This window comes from Larkinella sp. C7 (genome assembly GCF_006149005.1).
Taxonomy (GTDB): domain Bacteria; phylum Bacteroidota; class Bacteroidia; order Cytophagales; family Spirosomataceae; genus Larkinella.
This window is the reverse complement of the sequence record NZ_VBSL01000005.1, coordinates 168,022-184,096: the sequence shown is the minus strand read 5'-3', so window position 1 is coordinate 184,096 and position 16,075 is coordinate 168,022. Positions and strand designations below refer to the sequence as shown.

Below are 16,075 nucleotides of genomic sequence, written 5' to 3'. Positions count from 1 at the left end.
CGTAAACTACAAAATGCCGTAACCCGGTGAAAACGATAGCGGTAGAAAGCGCGAATGTGCCGGAGAAATTGGAAATGAGTTACTAAAATAGTTATTTGTGGTAACGTTAACGTTTGTCCTTCCTCCCGATGAATACCCCTTCCCTTGCTACCTGGACTGATGATTTTCTGTGGAGCAAACGACGGATGGGCGACCCGCTCGCCGACGGAACCATTGCCGCCATTTTGCTGGACAATCAGAAAGGGGAGGTCGATCAGATTTTCCAGATGCTGGTGCAAAACCGCAACTTCCCCAACCCGGCTTTCGACGTGTTGCCGGATCGGTTGAAGCAGATTGTGGAAGAGTATTTTGTCAAAACCCGCCAGCTTCCCGACTGGGCCGAACCGTTTAAACTCATGGTGGCGGCCGATGTTTTCAAGCAATATGGCCCCAAAATTCTGCTGCTGCTGCTTTGTAAATCGCTGCCACTGTGCTACACCTGTTGGCGGGGGGCCAAGGTGTTGTACCGAACCGGCCGTCTGCGCGTTCACGATGGTTCGCTCGATTCGTTTACCCGGCGGCTGATGGAAACCGCCCAGTTTGTAGTCAACATCCTGACCCTGAATAGTTTTGAACACGATGGCCTGGCCGTTGTTTCCATCCAGAAAGTTCGGCTGATTCACGCCGTGATCCGGTATCACGCCCAGCAACACCGCTGGGACGTTGAGAATTTTGGCATTCCGATCAATCAGCAGGATCTGGTTGGCACTTTACTGTCGTTTGGCGTCGTGATCATCGACGGGCTGAAGCAGATGGACATCGAACTGACGCCCGAGGAACGGGAGGCCTATCTGCACCTCTGGAAAGTGGTGGGGTTCATGATCGGCGTCGATGATGACCTGAATTCGGAAAACGAAGACGACTGTCGGCATCTGATGAACGCCATTCTGGAGCAGCAGGCCGGCCGGTCGCCCGATGGCGGTCGGGAAGGTGCCGAACTGACCGATGCCTGCATCGACCTCATGAACTCCCGGCTGTCGTTCGGGCCGCTCAAAAATCTGTCACCCCTGTTTGTACGGTTTTTTATTGGTGATCAATACGCCGATCTGCTGGAGGTTCCCAAAGACGACGACAAGGATGATTCGCCGGTGATGAACGCCATTCAGTGGCTCGACAAAGGGTTTCGCTCCGTCGGCGACCGTCATTTGCTGATGGGTGCGGTGGGCCGGGCGTTCAGCAACCAGATGATCGATCTCGTGATGTCGTATCACAACGGGGCCAAAAGCGAGCAGTTTTACCTGCCCTCGGCCCTCACCGACACCTGGCAGTCGGAGGCTCCGGACTTCCGGATTCCGCCCGCGCAGACGATTGAGGAAGTGCTATTTTACCTGGATAAAGTGGCCCGGCACCTGCGCTCACAGAACAATCCGATCGGGTTGTTTGCCGCCGTGTATAAACTGGTGACGCTGCGCGTGCAGGACGGTTTGAAGGCGGGACTATTCGAAAATCCGGTGGAAATGGAGCAGGTCGATGTCGGATTTGGCAACCGGTATTTTGAAGCGCTCAATCGGTATTTCGATGGCAAACCGGCGTCTGCTCCCTGGCAGTTGTCGTTCGATGCTGCCAAAACGGTGATCACCACCAACCAGTACATTTTTTCGGCAGCTAACGCCCACATTTCCTACGATCTGCCGATTGTGGTGGCGGAAGTTTATAAAGGAAAAGACCTGGAGTTATTTAAGAATGACTTTGATAAAATGAATGGGTTATTTGAAGATATGTACGACCAGATGAACGACGACATTGGCCGGATTTTTCGGCCCTTTGGAACGTTTGTAACCTATTTCTCGGACAAAATCAAAGATATTGAAAAGGCAGTTATGGCGAAGGGCCGCGAACAGGCCTGGGCCAATACGCTCGGATTTCACCAGTCGCGGTCCGAAACGGAATGGAAAGATCGGTTAGCTATTCTGGAAGCCCAGTCGGCCAAAATGGGCAATCTGGTGGCCCGGCCTCCCTGGCTGCTGCGGCTGCCATTGGTTTACGTGGCCCGGAAGGAATTTGGCACCACGGCCCACAAGGTCGACGTGATGTTGCGAACGGCTCTGCTTCCGACGATTTCATAAACGGTAAACCCCCATTCTATGAACCGACTTGTACTGATTTTGCTGATAAGTCTGTTGGGTGAGAGTTGGGCAGGAGCCGGGCCCATTCGCATCAGCGACCTGACCGAGCCCTACGATTTGTATAAAGCCAGTGAACTGCTGGAAGTCAAAGCCGGTCGTATTTCTATCGATGACCTGCTCCAGAATCCGGGTCGATACCGGTTTGTTCCCACCGAAAACCGCCTGATCAAGCCCTATGACCACCAGTTTGGCTACTGGTTCCGGTTTCAGATTACGAACGAGACGGATCGCGAGGTGTTCATGCAGTTTATCTACGCCGGGACGGAATTCATCCGCGTGTATGAAACGGTGGATAACCGGATTCTGACCCTTCATAAGCTGGGATCGCTTCAGCCCGAACCGGCCGCCCCCTTTCGAAAAAGCATTCAGTTTTGCCCGATTCAGGCCCGCAACGGCCAGACCCACACCTTCTATGTTTATATGGAAGGGGTTTATACGGGCGTTTTGCCGATTTATGCCCTATCGACCACCCGGCTGATCGAAAGCCAGCACTACTCCGATTTATTTTACGGAATTTATTACGGATTCATTCTGATTATCATCGTTTATAGCCTGGTTCTTTACATCCGTTTGCGCGAACAGGGGAATTTAAGGTATGCAATCTGGGTGTTTTTTATCGGACTCCTGATGGCCCTGTTCCGGGGCCATACCAGCGAGTTTTTTTGGCCCGCCAATCCATCCATTGAACGGTATTCAGCCGCCCTTTCGTCCATTACCGGCGTTCTGCATATTCTCTTCACGCTGACGTTTCTCCGGCTGCGTTTGCAGGCTCCCCGGTTTTATAAAATCGGTATTGGCATCGTCGTTCTTTACCTGATTAGTTTCGTGCTGAATGTGGCGAATGTCAGCCTGAATTATCAACTGGGTCGTCAGATCGACATCGTGCCGGTGGTCGTCCTGCTGGAGGGGACGTTCAGTATCGTTGCCGGGCTTGTTACGCTGCGCAAGGGTTTTCGGCCGGCCTTGTTTTACATCGCCGGCAACCTGTTTTTCTACATCGGCATCTTCGTTTTCCTGATGTATACCTACGGTCAGCTACCGTTCAGTTTCTGGACCTATGAAAGCATTCACCTGGGCGTCGGGGTCGAAATTCTGTTTTTTGCCGTGGCACTTACGTACAAGGTAAATCTGCTGAAAAAACGGCGTCAGGAAGCCGAACAGGAGCAAATCCGGTTGCTGGTTGAAAACAAGCGGCTGGTGAGCGAGCAAAATGCCATGCTGGAACAAAAAGTGCAGCAGCGCACCGAAGAACTTCAGGTGGCCAAGCAGCGGTCGGAGGAGCTGTTGCTCAACATTCTGCCCGCAGAGGTGGTCGAAGAACTGAAACAGACCGGACGTTCGAAGCCGCGCCGGTTTGATCGGGTCACGGTGCTGTTCACCGACATCGTCAATTTTACGAGTATGGGCGAGCGGCTTTCTCCGGAAGAACTGGTCAGCGAGATCGATTATTACTACCGCTCATTCGATGCGATTCTGAGCCAGTACCGCATCGAGAAAATCAAGACCATCGGGGATGCTTATTTATGCGCCGGGGGATTGCCGGTTGTATATCCCGAAAATCCGGTCGAGGTGGTTCGGGCGGCTTTGGAAATGCGGACGTTCCTGCTTCGAAACCAGCACGAGCGGCAGGCCAACGGGCAGCAGCATTTCGAGTTTCGGATCGGCGTTCATACCGGGCCGGTGGTGGCCGGGATTGTGGGCGATCGCAAGTTTGCCTATGACATCTGGGGAGACACCGTCAATACGGCGGCCCGAATGGAGCAATACGGAGAAGCGGGGAAAGTCAACATTTCCGAAACCACCTTTCGTCTGGTGAAAGAGCAGATTCGGTGTAGCTACCGTGGGAAGATTGCGGTTAAGAATAAAGAAGCGCTGGATATGTATTACGCTGAAGAACTGGTAGAAGAAGGGATACCAGGTGCTGTAAAGCAAACCGGTTAAAAATGCACGGTGGTAGTGCCTAGCAAGATTCAGGCCAAAAAAGTCTGTTTATTCCAGAATCAAAACAATCAGCCTGGCAATCAATTTGTACCACAAAAACGCAAACCCCGCAGCAACAGACAGAATTACAAACCAGAGGGCTGCTTTCCGTATATTGAGTTTATAAGGCGTTTTTTTACGGTATTTTGCCATTTTATGAGTACCCGGTATAGCTTCGACTCGGTTTACCCCGATTTGATTAAAGGCTTCGTTAAAAACAGCTTTCGTAATCATAAGATCGTTCTAAGTATAGCGTATACCGTCCTGCGACAGATAGCTATCTAATCTCAAACTTTGTGCCATTTGTTTCCCGGCCTTGTGAATTTAGTAACAATATGTCACCTGCATTCCGTGGATAAAAACGTGAAGCAGGACGGTTTTGTACTTATTTAGCGGTTATTATTACATTTTTCAGGGAAGAACTACTGAGCAATGTGGTAAAACCGCGCTTTGATGCCTGTAACAAAAGTAAAGGCAATTCTCAAGTTATTGTCACCAATAGATAACAAGCGGTAACCGATTAGTAAATAGGTGAGGCTCTGAGAAAAGGTAGCAGGCGTAAAAAAGGACAGGATGAAGCCGCCTGCGCCACTCCGTCCTGTCCTTTACATTTCGGTCTTTCAAAAACCGTTACTCCGTCAGGTTCTTCAGGTACGCAATACTTTTCGGAACCTGGTAACTCCAGATATTGCTTTCGTCTTCAATAAAATAATGCTTGATGCCGACTTTTTTGGCGGTTTTCAGCACCATTGGCATATCGATCTGGCCCGTTCCCAGAATCACGTCGTTTTCCTGGGGGGTATTGCCGGTAAAATCGCCTTTCACGCCTTTTTTAAGGTCTTTCAAGTGCATCAGTTTCCAGCGATTGCCGTATTTGTTCAGCAACTTGACCGGATCTGCCCCGCCGTGGGTCGCCCACAGAATGTCCATTTCGAAGGAAACATACCGGGGATCGGTGTTTTTTACCATGTAATCGAACAGCGTGCCGTCTTCATACGGCTGAAATTCAAAACCGTGGTTGTGGTAACAGAACGTCAGGCCGTTTTCTTTCAGGACTTTGCCCACCCGGTTGAAATCTTCCACGGCTTTCTTGGCGTTCTCCAGCGTGAAATTGCCTTTTTGATGCGGAATCCAGGCGCACATCACAAACTGGGAACCGAGTTCTTTGGCATTCTTGACTACCGCCATCGGGTCTTTCACCAGTTGTTCGTAGCCCGCGCCGGTGCCCGGAATCGAAATGTTACGGTCCTTCAGCATCTTCTTGAATTCTTCGGTGGTCACACCTTTCGGCGTTCCGCCTTCCATCTCCGTAATGCCCAGCGACTGAATCGTATCGAGGGTGGCAGCCACGCCTTTCGGGAAGCTGTTTCGGTACGTATACGACTGAATACCAATTGGGAAGGTGTAAATCTTCTTTTGGGCAAAACCGCTGCTGAAATCCAGCAGCAGGGCCGTAATCAAGACAAGGGATAATCGGTTTTTCATCATGGGCTCAGTTAAAAAAGTGAATTAATGGAGTTTATCGTGTAACAGTTTAATGAAATAACCGCCCACCACCGAACGGGCCTGAAACCCAACCTGCTTGCCGTTGGTGGTTTCGTGCCAGTCGCCCAGCGGTACCCGGCTGGGGGTCTGGTCGGCATACTTGAAAACCGGCAGCACCAATTGCTGAAAGTCCTGCGGTTTGTCGGCGATGGTGGCCGTCCAGATAATCCAGTCCGATTTGGTGTAGGTTTTGCGGCTGTCCAGCGGCAGGCCAAAGGGCTGCTGTTTGGTCAGGTAATACCGGATTTCTTTTTCGGCCACGTCCTTCGGAAAGATGTTCAGATCCAGGAGTTTATCCCACACCAGGTTGTATTTCTGACTCCAGCTTCCCTGCGGTTTATCGAACGTCAGCGCATAATGATCGCCATCCTGCGCCATTTGCACCCATTTTTGTGCCAGCTCGCGGGCCAACTTCAGGTGTTGGTCACCAACTTCCGACTGTCCCAATAGCTTCGCCAGATGTCCATACGACGCAATGCCCATGATGGCTTTGATGCTCAGGTTGGCGTTGCGGGCGAGGTGACCGGCGAAATCATCGGTGCAAAGCTGATTGGCGGGATCGAAACCGTCTTTTTTGAGGTAATCGACCCAGGTGGTCAGGGTTTGCCAGTGTTGTTTGGCATAATCGGCATTTTTTTCGGAGGCAGCAATGGCGGCTGTCAGAATCAGCATGTTGCCGCTCTCTTCCACCGGCATGTCCTCGCCGTAAGTCTGGCCGTTGGCCAGCGGATAGGTCCCCACATCGTGGGCGGCAAACGGCTTGGTCCATTTTCCGCTTTCCGAATACTGGAAAATCGGCTCCATCATGCCTTTCAGCAAGGTCGGATTATAAATCAGAAAAAGCGGAGCCGACGGATAGGTCACGTCCACCGTTCCGATGGAGCCGTTGCTGAAATTTTCTTTGGACAGAAACAGCACTTCACCTTTTGGACCCGCCACAGTTTTATGGGCCGCAATCGCCTGACGGTAGGCCAACTGGCACAGATCGGCATACGGTTTTCCACCCGATTTTTCGGCTTCGGCGTGCAGTTTCTGATCAAACTGGCGGCATTTTTCGGTGAGTTGGGCATAATCCTTTTCCACCGCAGCCAGCATTTTTTCGGTCGTCATGGATTCGTCCCGGCGCCACCACGCCCGCAGGTTTTTGCCAAAATACTGAACGGCATACAGGTCATCGTATCCCAGGATCACGTGCGCGGTTTTCGGCGTTTGCGTCACCGTTCCCAACGCTTGCGAAACCGCCAGCGACCGGTTGTCGGCCGCGGTCGGCTGGTTGGCTTCATCGACCACTTTTCCGGTGCTGACAAAACTGCGGAACAGAGCAGCCGGTTGCCCGATGCCGGTCTGCGTGGTCGACGCCGTTGGAACCGCCAGGAGCGCATAGCCCCAGTCGATCCGGACATCATCGCCTTTGCGCCCCAGAATGTTCTGCTCCGTCGTGCCGATCGACAAAACCGTCAGTCCTTCGGCCGATGAACGTTTGCCGACCACTTCCTGATTGGGCTGATTCACACTCAACAGGCCCGAAGCCGCTGTGTAGACTTCGACGGTATGCGGTTTTCCGTCGGTCGATTGGGCGGTGTAGGTCAGGTACGAAGCCGGGCGGGTGGCCACATCCAGATCATCCAGCAACAAGGGCGTTGTGAAATTGACGGTAAGGCTGACGGGCCCGGCGGCAAACCGGTATTCCGTTTGGGTCGCCCGAACCGTCACGTTCTGTTGTTGAGCGAGCATTACCGGCGCACCCAGATTCACTTTCCGCTGATCTACCAAACCCACATCGACATACCCACCGCCGACGGGGTTGATGCAACTCACCGCCAGCAGGTTGGTTCCTTTTTTCAACGCTGCTTTGGCCGCCGGAGACAAGGCGAATGTCTTGTAATCACCGATGTAACCGGGGCCGCTTTCGAAAGCCTTCACGCCATTGATGTACACGACCACATCGTTGTCATGACTCAGGTACAAAACCGGTTTTTCAAAATTCAGATCCGAAACGGTCACGGTGCGTCGGTACCAGACTTCTTTGGTTTTCCAGAGTGTGGCGGGTTTGACGGGATTGCTGGAGGCTCCGTCGCCGATGGGTGCCTGTCCGGTTTTCCAGTCGCCGGAGGGTTTGAAACCCGGTTTTTCCCATCCGTCACCCGGTTTCTGAAAAGTGTACTGCAATTCGTAACCTGCCGTTAGTGCGGTTGGAATCACCGTTTTGAGCGTAGTCATTTCGGCACCCATAAACCGGTAGGCCCGGCCATCGACGCGAACCAAGCCGTCGAGCGGCTGATTTTTGCCCGTCCAGTGGCGGGTCGGCGATTCGTTGAGCTTGTCGGTAAATGCCCAGATACTCGTATACGGATCGATGGTGACCAACGGGTAGGCGGGAGGCCGTTGAGCCAGCACCGGATGTTTGGCAATGGAAAGAAGCAGGCTGAGAAAAAAAAGAGCGGTAAATCGAATCTTCATTAGAGTGAATGGTTGGTTGAGTGCTATTCCGGTGTAAAAATGTTCAAAACCGCGGGAACGCACGAATGTATTAAAAATCATTGGATGGTCTTTTTCTACTTGGTTGGGAAATGATTGAAAGGAGAAGTCCTATCTTCGCGGCCACAATTCAAAACGGAAACGAAATGGACGTAAAAGACAGCAATGGCACAACGCTTGCCGAAGGCGATTCGGTGAAATTGATCAAAGATCTCAAAGTGAAGGGCAGTTCAACGACGCTGAAAAGAGGCACGGTCGTGAAAAACATCCGGCTTACGGATGATGCGGAGGAAATCGAAGGGAAGGTGGATCGGACGGTGATGGTGTTGAAAACGCAGTTTTTGCAGAAGGTGTGATGAGCGATCGGTTGAGACATTGACCTATATTCCGGTTGAAATGGCCTCTGTGCGCTGCGGATTTATTGACCAGCAGACCGTAACCTTTTCCTAAAAACCGCGTCTAAAATGAACACAAAAGCCTGTGTGATCGTTTTACTCATTGACAACCAAGGTTATAGGCGTGCATCAACAACGATTCTTTTTTTCGATTACCCTGATTAGTCTCTTCAGCCTCACGGTGGCAACAGCGGTTTTTGCCCAACGGTCTTCCCGCAAAATGGCTCGTAAATTGCCCGCCCGGTCGGTAGCCGTACCCAAACCGATGGGTGTAAACTTTTGCGGGGAGCCGGTTCCGGTGGAAAGCGGAGCCGTTGCGCACAACCTGTCGATGGCGCTGATGCGGAATGTGTCGTCGCAGAATCACCTGATCAATTTCCGCCGTCGGGCCATTGCCCAGTACTTCCCGATCATCGAGCCGATTCTGAAAAAACACCGCATTCCCGACGATTTCAAATACCTGGCCGTGGTGGAAAGCGGACTCAAAGCCGATGCGGTTTCCCACAAAGGCGCGACGGGCTACTGGCAACTCATGCCCGAAACGGCCGATGAACTGGGTTTGAAACGGAACGACAAGGTGGATGAGCGCAAAGACCTGCTCAAATCGACCGATGCCGCGTGTCGCTATTTGCGGATTCTGTACCGAAATCTGGGTTCGTGGACGATGGTGGCGGCTGCCTACAACGGCGGGATTGGCCGGATGCAATCGCACATGAAAAAGCAGCAGCAGAGCAATTACTACTTCCTGTCGATGAACGCCGAGACAAGCGATTACCTCTACAAAATCGTGGCCGTCAAGGAGTTTTTTCAGTTTCCGGGTCAATACCTGACCAATAACCTGATGGCATCGGCAGGCAATTCGTACGAACGGGAACGGGCCGAAGCCATTGCAAAAGGGTTGATTCCGGCTGAGGAACCGGAACCGGTTGGGCTGGCCATCGAGCCAAAGGAAAGCCTGGAATTACGGTTTGAAACCGCTTCGGTCGATAGTTTGCTGGGAACCCTGTCGAAGTTGAAAGCGTCGAATGCAGTTTTGTTCAAGGGTGAAGTTGAAGCCGAACTGATCAAACCCGGTAAGGTGGCGGTCGGACAAACGTGGGAATTCAAACTGACAAAAGACGTGGTGATCGGTGATCAGAAACTGGGCAAGAACGATGTGCTTTATGCGACGGTGGATGATGTGGACCGCCAGTCGGGCCAGATTTTTCTGCGCTCGACCAAACTGGTGGCCGATGCCGACAAAAAAACGTATAAACTCACGCTGATTTGTCTTAATCCGCAAACCGGGCTGGCGGGGGTGCCGCTCCCGAAAGCCGACCAGCTCAAACCGGGTGGCCGCACCTGGCTGGTGGGCTGGAAAGTATTGTGATTATTGCCAGCCGCTGGGCTCGGTCACGGGAGTAAGCCAGCCGTAGGTTTGGCGGCAATCGCCCTGCGGAACCATAACGGAACTGATATACCCGTAAATGGCCGTGCCGTAGGTCGCATCCCCACGCTCCCGAAACCGCTTCCGAACAACCGCCGACGCACCAAAATACCCCAGCGCCTTCTCTTCAGCATGGCTGGCATTGGAAATGTTGCCGATTACCGAAGCCGGTAGCGGATCGAAAATAGTCCCGGTTCGGGATTGTTGTTCCTTGAAGAGTTTCCAGAACTGAAAAGCCGCCGGCGTCAGGCTGAATTGCTGCACTTCGACGAGCGTGGGACCGGGCGTGTAGATCGGTGAGCGCATGACGAGTTGCTGCCGAAGCTGGTTTCCATTGATGCCGTTGTCCGACAGAATGTTGACATCCTGACTAAAATACTGCACCCAGCAGCGATCAAAACAAATGGCCGTACAGCCCAGGCAACACGGCACCCCGGTTGAACGCCGGGCGGTGTAGGCATATGCCGTCCAGCGGTAAAAATTTTGCTGTGCGGAGGGGTCCGATGCGTCGAGGTAAAAATAATACTGGTAGGGTAGGGTGATGCTTTCGGTGGGCGTAAACCGGGCGTAAACGCTGTCGATACCGGGAACGGCGGGCATTTTTTCGGGTGCCGAAACGAACGTTTTTCCATTAGCCAAACGAATCGTCAGGGTATAACTGCGGCCCGGTTGCCCCACAAACGCAGCGTCCGTCGTTCGATAAAAACCTGCATTCAGTACATCGTGCGCCATTGGCGTCGAATGCCCCGCGTCATCGTTCAGCGTCACGACCGCATCCGTCACCTTTTGGTCCTGCGGATTTTCCTGATCGAATGTAAAACTGCCAGAATACGACAGCCGGACGCTGTAAGGCGGTTTTTCGTTGGTAATCAGCCCATCGACCACCAACTGCGGAGCTTCATTGCGGATGGGCAACGAAACCGGATCGATGCAGGACAACAACCCGCTCAAAATCACCAACACAAGTGCCAACTGCTTCATTAGAAATTGAAATTATAGGTAATCGACGGAATCAGGGTGCCAAATACAGACAGCCGGTACGCGTCTGTCCGGGAATTGGAACGGTTGAAATACACCGAATACGGGTTTTTGCGGGCGTAAACGTTGTAAATGCCGATGGTCCAGATGCTGTATCGCGTCTGGCGGTTGCTCAACCGGGTGTCTTTCGAGAAGGCAACATCCAGCCGGTGGTAATCCTGAATCCGGTCGGCGTTGCGTTTTGAATAGTTGAGCGTCGGCTGGTTGGCAAACACATATTGTCCGTCGGGGTAGGTCGCCGGAACGCCGGTGCTGTAAACGAAATTGGTCGTAAACGTCCAGTTGTAGCGCATCGCCAGCCGGGTTTGCACATTCAGGTTGTGCGGTTTATCAAAATTCGACGGGTAATCGGCGCCCTGATTGACCTGCAATTCGCTGAAAGGCGTTTGAACCGCTACGAACGATCGGGCGTAGGAATAGTTGAACTGTCCCGTCAGTTTTCCCTTATTTTTGGCAACGCTTATCTCTACACCATACGCCTTGCCCCGAGCCTGGAGCAAATCGGTTTCCAGCCGTTCGTTCAACAGGAGGGTAGCCCCGTTGCGGTATTCCACCAGGTTGTCGGTGGTTTTGTAATAGCCTTCGAGGGCCAGTTCAATGGCGTTGTCGTTCAGGTTTTTAAATAAGCCAATGGCCAGTTGATCGGCCACCTGAGCGGGTACGTATGAATCACTGACTTTCCAGAAATCCGAGGGCGTGATGGCGGTGGTGTTCGAAATCAGGTGGATGTACTGACGGTTTCGGCTGTAGTTAAGTTTTAGAGACATGCTGGACGAAAGTTGCACCCGCAAACCCAGACGGGGTTCAAAACCCCCGTAGGTCTGCATGGGCTTTCCATCGGCAAAAACCGTTGAATCGACCACGGTTTCGGGCGTTCGGGGAGTCTGTTCGGCATAGCGATACACTGTTTGCGGGCCTAGTTGGCTGAACGATGAATACCGTAAACCGGCCTGGAGCGTAATCGACGGCGTCAGAATCCATTCACTGTTGGCATAAACACCCAGTTCGCGGGCGTTTTCGGGTTCCAGTCGTTTCGGATTGATGCTCGAATTGTCACCCGTTGGTTCAAGGTCGCCTTTTTGAAGCCGGTAGAGAATTCCGTTCGCCCCTACCTGTAGTTTGTGTTTATCGAAGAGCGTATAAAACAGATCGGCTTTGGCTTCACGGTGCTGGATATAAGACGTCAGCCGAAAAGTGTAGCCCTCGGTTTCGCCCTCAACATGGTACTGATAACCGCTGTATAACGCATTGACATTCAGTTGAAAATTCCGGCGCAGCAAACGGCTCCAGCGGCCCGACACCACATTCGATTGCCAGCCGTAGGTGGTGTCGCCCGGGAATTTGAAGCGATCCGCACTGCGGTAGGCCGACAGCGAAATTGTATTGGCGGCATTGGGCGAATAGTTGAGTTTCAGGTTGCCATCGTAAAAAAAAGCCCGGCTTTCCTTGGCCGCACTGCGTTCGGGAAATGATTTCAGAATCCAGTCGGGATAGGCTACGCGCCCGGCGGCCATCAGCGTCAGTCCTTTGGCAATCGGCCCGTCAATCACCACGCGTCCGCTGATGGGGCTGATGCCGCCCGAAAGCCGCCAGCGTTCGCTGTTGCCGGCTTTGGTGTTGACGAGCAGGAGGGACGAAATTCGGCCGCCGTACTGGGATGAAAAACTGCCTTTGTAGATATTCACGTCCTGCACCACATCCGAACTGACGTTGGCATAAAAACCGAGCAAATGCGAGGTGTTGTACATCGGCGCGCCGTCGAGCAGCACCAGATTCTGGTCGGTTCGCCCCCCGCGCACGTTGAAACCGCCCGCACCTTCGCCCGCCGTCGAAACACCGGCTTGCAGCGTCAGGGCTTTCAAAATGTCCGGTTCGCCCAGCACCACCGGCATTTTTTTCAATTGCCGGACATCCAGTTGAATCTGGCTCATCCGGACGTCCTTCACGTTTTGATCCGCGCGCCGGTCGCGGACTTCCACCTCATCGAGTTCAAACGTTTGGGAAATTAGCCGGAAAACCGCCGTCCGGTTCGCATTGACGACGATAAACGGACGATCCGATTTAAAACCAACGGCAGAAAGGTTGATGTGGTAGGAACCGGGCCGCAACGAAACGGAAAACCGGCCCTGCTCGTCCGTGGTCGTACCTGCACCGGATTCGGTCACGAATACGCTGGCTCCCACAATGGGCAGCGCCGTATCGGCCCGCATGACGGTGGCATTGAGCATCACCCGTTGAGCAATAAGTTCCTGAAAAACAAGCAGAAAGAACGCGAAACTGAAAAGGAAACGGTTCGGCATGCACAGCAAAAAGTTGTAGTCGTATAGACACCAAAACCACGTATTAGGTTGTAATCATCCAAGATACAATTTTGTAAATGCAATTTTTCGCGTTATTTCGCAGCCGCCAACCCTTTTTTGTAGGTTTCAATAGCCCGGTTTCGCGCCATCGTGTGCTCCACCATCGGCTCGACATAATCCAGTGAATTGAATTCGGGCACCCACTGGCGGATGTATTCGCCTTTCGGATCAAACTTCTGGGCCTGGAGTGTGGGATTGAAAACCCGGAAATACGGCGCGGCATCCGTCCCCGATCCGGCGGCCCATTGCCAGCCGCCGTTGTTGGCCGACAGGTCGTAATCCCGCAGTTTTTTGGCAAAATACGCTTCACCCCACCGCCAGTCGATCAGCAGGTGTTTACACAGAAAACTGGCCGTAATCATCCGGACGCGGTTGTGCATCCAGCCAATTGCGTTCAATTGCCGCATCCCGGCGTCTACAATCGGGTAGCCCGTTCGGCCCTCGCACCAGCGTTGAAATTCGTCTTCCTTGTTGCGCCATTCGATGTGGTCATATTCCCGGCGAAACGAGTTTTTTTCGACGTGCGGAAAATGGTCGAGCACCTGAAAATAGAAATCCCGCCAGACCAGTTCATTCAGAAAGGTGAAGTTTTGTTCTTTCGCTTTCCGGGCCAGTTCGCGGATGCTGATGGTGCCAAAACGGAGGTGAATGCTCAACTCACTGGTTCCTTTCATGGCCGGAAAATCGCGGGTTTCCTTGTAATGATCGAGCAGGGAGGCCCGCACGGTTTTCCCCGGAAACGGCTCTTTCACCGGTTTGAAACCCAGTTCTTCCAGTGGCGGAATGGGCAGCGCAGCGGTTTTCAGGAAGTTGGCGTAATATTTTTGGGTGGGATATGATTTCAGGTAAAAGTCGGTCAGTTTGTGGTGCCAGTTGCGGCTGTAGGGCGTAAAAACCGTATAGGGCGACCCACTGCCGGTCAGCACTTCGTCGCGGTCGAAGATGGTCTGGTCTTTGTAGGCATGGAACTCCGCCCCGTTTTCAGAGAGCAGATCGGCCACCGCTTTGTCGCGTTCCTTTGCGTAGACTTCATAATCATAATTCGTGAAAACCGCCTGAATATTGAATTCTTTCAGCAGGTCGCGGTAGATATCCAGCGGTTTTCCATACCGAACCAGCAGTGACGTTCCGATTTCGCGAAACTCCTGCTGCATTTCCAGAACGGTATTGTGAATGAATTCAAGCCGACGGTCGTGCTTGTCGTCGAGCGCATCCAGAATGGTTTGGTCGAAAATGAAAACGGGCAAAACCGGAAAACCGCTGCGGAGGGCATGATAGAGGCCGGCATTGTCGTTCAGGCGCAAATCCCGGCGGTACCAGAACAGGGCGACGGGTTTAGAAGAAGGTTTTGACATACGATGGTTTTTTTGGGCAACGGTCGGTTGAATCGAAATGTTTAGCGGAGCCACGGAATTTAGCCGGTAATAATAACCCAGTCATGCCTATATTTGAAAATTAAATACCCCCAACTCCCTGAAGGGGCTTTGACCGGATGCTGTAAGTCTCCTTCAGGGGGCGGACCGTCGTACGGTTGGGGCGGCCTTTAGGATTCAAACACGGACTTTAGTCCGTGGGTACATTATGCTCGCTCTTCCGATATTTTTAGTCATTGCGGTTAGTTTTGTGGTCGTTGGGGTTTACCTCGAACGGAAGGTTTCGGCGTTTATTCAGGACCGGCTGGGGCCAATGGAAGTGGGGAAATTCGGTTTGCTGCAACTGATTGCGGATCTGCTGAAATTGCTTCAGAAAGAAGACATTGTGCCGAAAGCCGCCGACCGCAAGCTGTTTCTGCTGGCTCCGCTGATCATTTTTGCCTCGGTTTTTGCGGGCTATGCCGTGATGCCGCTGACCCCCGACCTGCAAGGCTCGGCTACAGAGGTGGGCGTATTTTACCTGATGGCGATTGTTTCGGTCGATGTGATCGGCATTATGATGGCCGGTTGGGGGTCCAACAACAAATATTCGCTTTTTGGGGCCATGCGCTCGGTGGCGCAGATTGTTTCCTATGAAATACCGCTTGGCCTCACCATTCTTTGCGCGGTGATGATTTGCCAGACGCTGAATTTACAGACCATCAGTTTTCAGCAGGGCATTTATACCGAAGAAACCAATTACCTGTTCGGGCTGAAGGCACTGGGTGTCGATGTGACGAACTGGGGCGGTATTTTTAGCTGGAATATTCTCCGCAACCCGTTTCTGCTGATTGCCTACATCGTCTTTTTCATCACGACGTTGGCCGAGAGCAACCGTGCCCCGTTCGACTTGCCCGAAGGCGAATCCGAACTAGTCGGTGGTTACAATACCGAATACAGCGGGATGCGGTTTGCCCTGCTGATGCTTTCCGAATACGCCATGATGCTGCTGGTTTCTTTTCTGGGGGCCATTTTATTCCTGGGAAGCTGGAACACACCCCTGCCCAATCTCGGCCCCCTGCGCCTGGCCGACTGGACGAGTGGCCTGCCCGGAACTGCCTGGGGCAACATCACCGGCGTGTTCTGGCTGTTTTCTAAAGCGATGCTGGCGGTGCTGGTGCAGATGTGGGTGCGCTGGACATTCCCCCGCGTCCGGGTCGATCAGATGATGTTTCTGTGCTGGAAAGTACTGACGCCCATCGGCCTGATTTTGCTGCTGATTTCGGGTGTTTGGCGGTTGTTGATGGTGTAATGGCACTTTATTTGTCCTGGCAGG

At 52.7% G+C, this 16,075-nt stretch carries 11 protein-coding genes; 5 read left to right on the top strand and 6 right to left on the bottom strand.

What is annotated here, in order from left to right; translation table 11 throughout:
* Positions 1-128: 128 nt before the first annotated feature.
* Together FH871_RS14415 and FH871_RS14410 are read left to right on the top strand one after the other, a co-directional pair.
* A complete protein-coding gene (locus FH871_RS14415; protein WP_138992132.1) occupies positions 129-2,105 on the top strand; it encodes a DUF5995 family protein in 1,977 nt (658 codons plus the stop codon).
* A gap of 18 nt (positions 2,106-2,123) precedes the next feature.
* Positions 2,124-4,106 carry an adenylate/guanylate cyclase domain-containing protein gene (locus FH871_RS14410; protein ID WP_138992131.1) on the top strand — a complete coding sequence of 661 codons (1,983 nt, stop codon included), beginning with the start codon at positions 2,124-2,126 and terminating at the stop codon, positions 4,104-4,106.
* A gap of 48 nt (positions 4,107-4,154) precedes the next feature.
* Here FH871_RS14410 and FH871_RS14405 read toward each other — a convergent pair whose 3' ends face one another.
* The 3 genes from FH871_RS14405 to FH871_RS14395 all read right to left on the bottom strand — a co-directional run bounded on the left by FH871_RS14405 (position 4,155) and on the right by FH871_RS14395 (position 8,150).
* Positions 4,155-4,379, bottom strand: coding sequence for a hypothetical protein (locus tag FH871_RS14405; RefSeq protein WP_138992130.1), 225 nt, complete (start codon positions 4,377-4,379; stop codon positions 4,155-4,157).
* Positions 4,380-4,775: 396 nt separating this feature from the next.
* Positions 4,776-5,633, bottom strand: a complete 858-nt coding sequence (locus FH871_RS14400) for a sugar phosphate isomerase/epimerase (RefSeq protein WP_138992129.1) — start codon at positions 5,631-5,633, stop codon at positions 4,776-4,778.
* A 21-nt stretch (positions 5,634-5,654) separates the two neighbouring features.
* Complete coding sequence (locus FH871_RS14395) at positions 5,655-8,150, bottom strand: glutaminase family protein (protein ID WP_138992128.1); 2,496 nt, start codon at positions 8,148-8,150, stop codon at positions 5,655-5,657.
* Between the two features lie 164 nt (positions 8,151-8,314).
* On the opposite strand from FH871_RS14395, the gene FH871_RS14390 reads away from it, so the two are divergent.
* Together FH871_RS14390 and FH871_RS14385 are read left to right on the top strand one after the other, a co-directional pair.
* Positions 8,315-8,524, top strand: a complete 210-nt coding sequence (locus FH871_RS14390; RefSeq protein WP_138992127.1) for an alkylphosphonate utilization protein — start codon at positions 8,315-8,317, stop codon at positions 8,522-8,524.
* Between the two features lie 163 nt (positions 8,525-8,687).
* The gene (locus FH871_RS14385) at positions 8,688-9,932 is read left to right on the top strand and encodes a lytic transglycosylase domain-containing protein (RefSeq protein ID WP_229317295.1); all 1,245 of its coding nucleotides are present in this window, start codon (positions 8,688-8,690) and stop codon (positions 9,930-9,932) included.
* Here FH871_RS14385 and FH871_RS14380 read toward each other — a convergent pair whose 3' ends face one another.
* The 3 genes from FH871_RS14380 to FH871_RS14370 form a co-directional block, all read right to left on the bottom strand.
* Positions 9,933-10,970 (bottom strand): DUF4249 domain-containing protein, encoded by a 1,038-nt coding sequence (locus tag FH871_RS14380; RefSeq protein WP_138992126.1) that lies wholly within the window; start codon positions 10,968-10,970, stop codon positions 9,933-9,935. It lies immediately after the preceding gene.
* A complete protein-coding gene (locus FH871_RS14375) occupies positions 10,970-13,327 on the bottom strand; it encodes a TonB-dependent receptor (protein ID WP_229317293.1) in 2,358 nt (785 codons plus the stop codon). Before FH871_RS14375 ends, FH871_RS14380 begins: the two co-directional genes overlap by 1 nt.
* Positions 13,328-13,419: 92 nt before the next feature.
* Positions 13,420-14,742, bottom strand: a complete 1,323-nt coding sequence (locus tag FH871_RS14370) for a deoxyribodipyrimidine photo-lyase (RefSeq protein WP_138992125.1) — start codon at positions 14,740-14,742, stop codon at positions 13,420-13,422.
* A gap of 226 nt (positions 14,743-14,968) precedes the next feature.
* Here FH871_RS14370 and FH871_RS14365 point away from each other — a divergent pair, with 226 nt between their 5' ends.
* Entirely contained in the window at positions 14,969-16,051 is a 1,083-nt protein-coding gene (locus FH871_RS14365) for a complex I subunit 1 family protein (protein WP_138992124.1), read from the top strand.
* Positions 16,052-16,075: the final 24 nt, after the last annotated feature.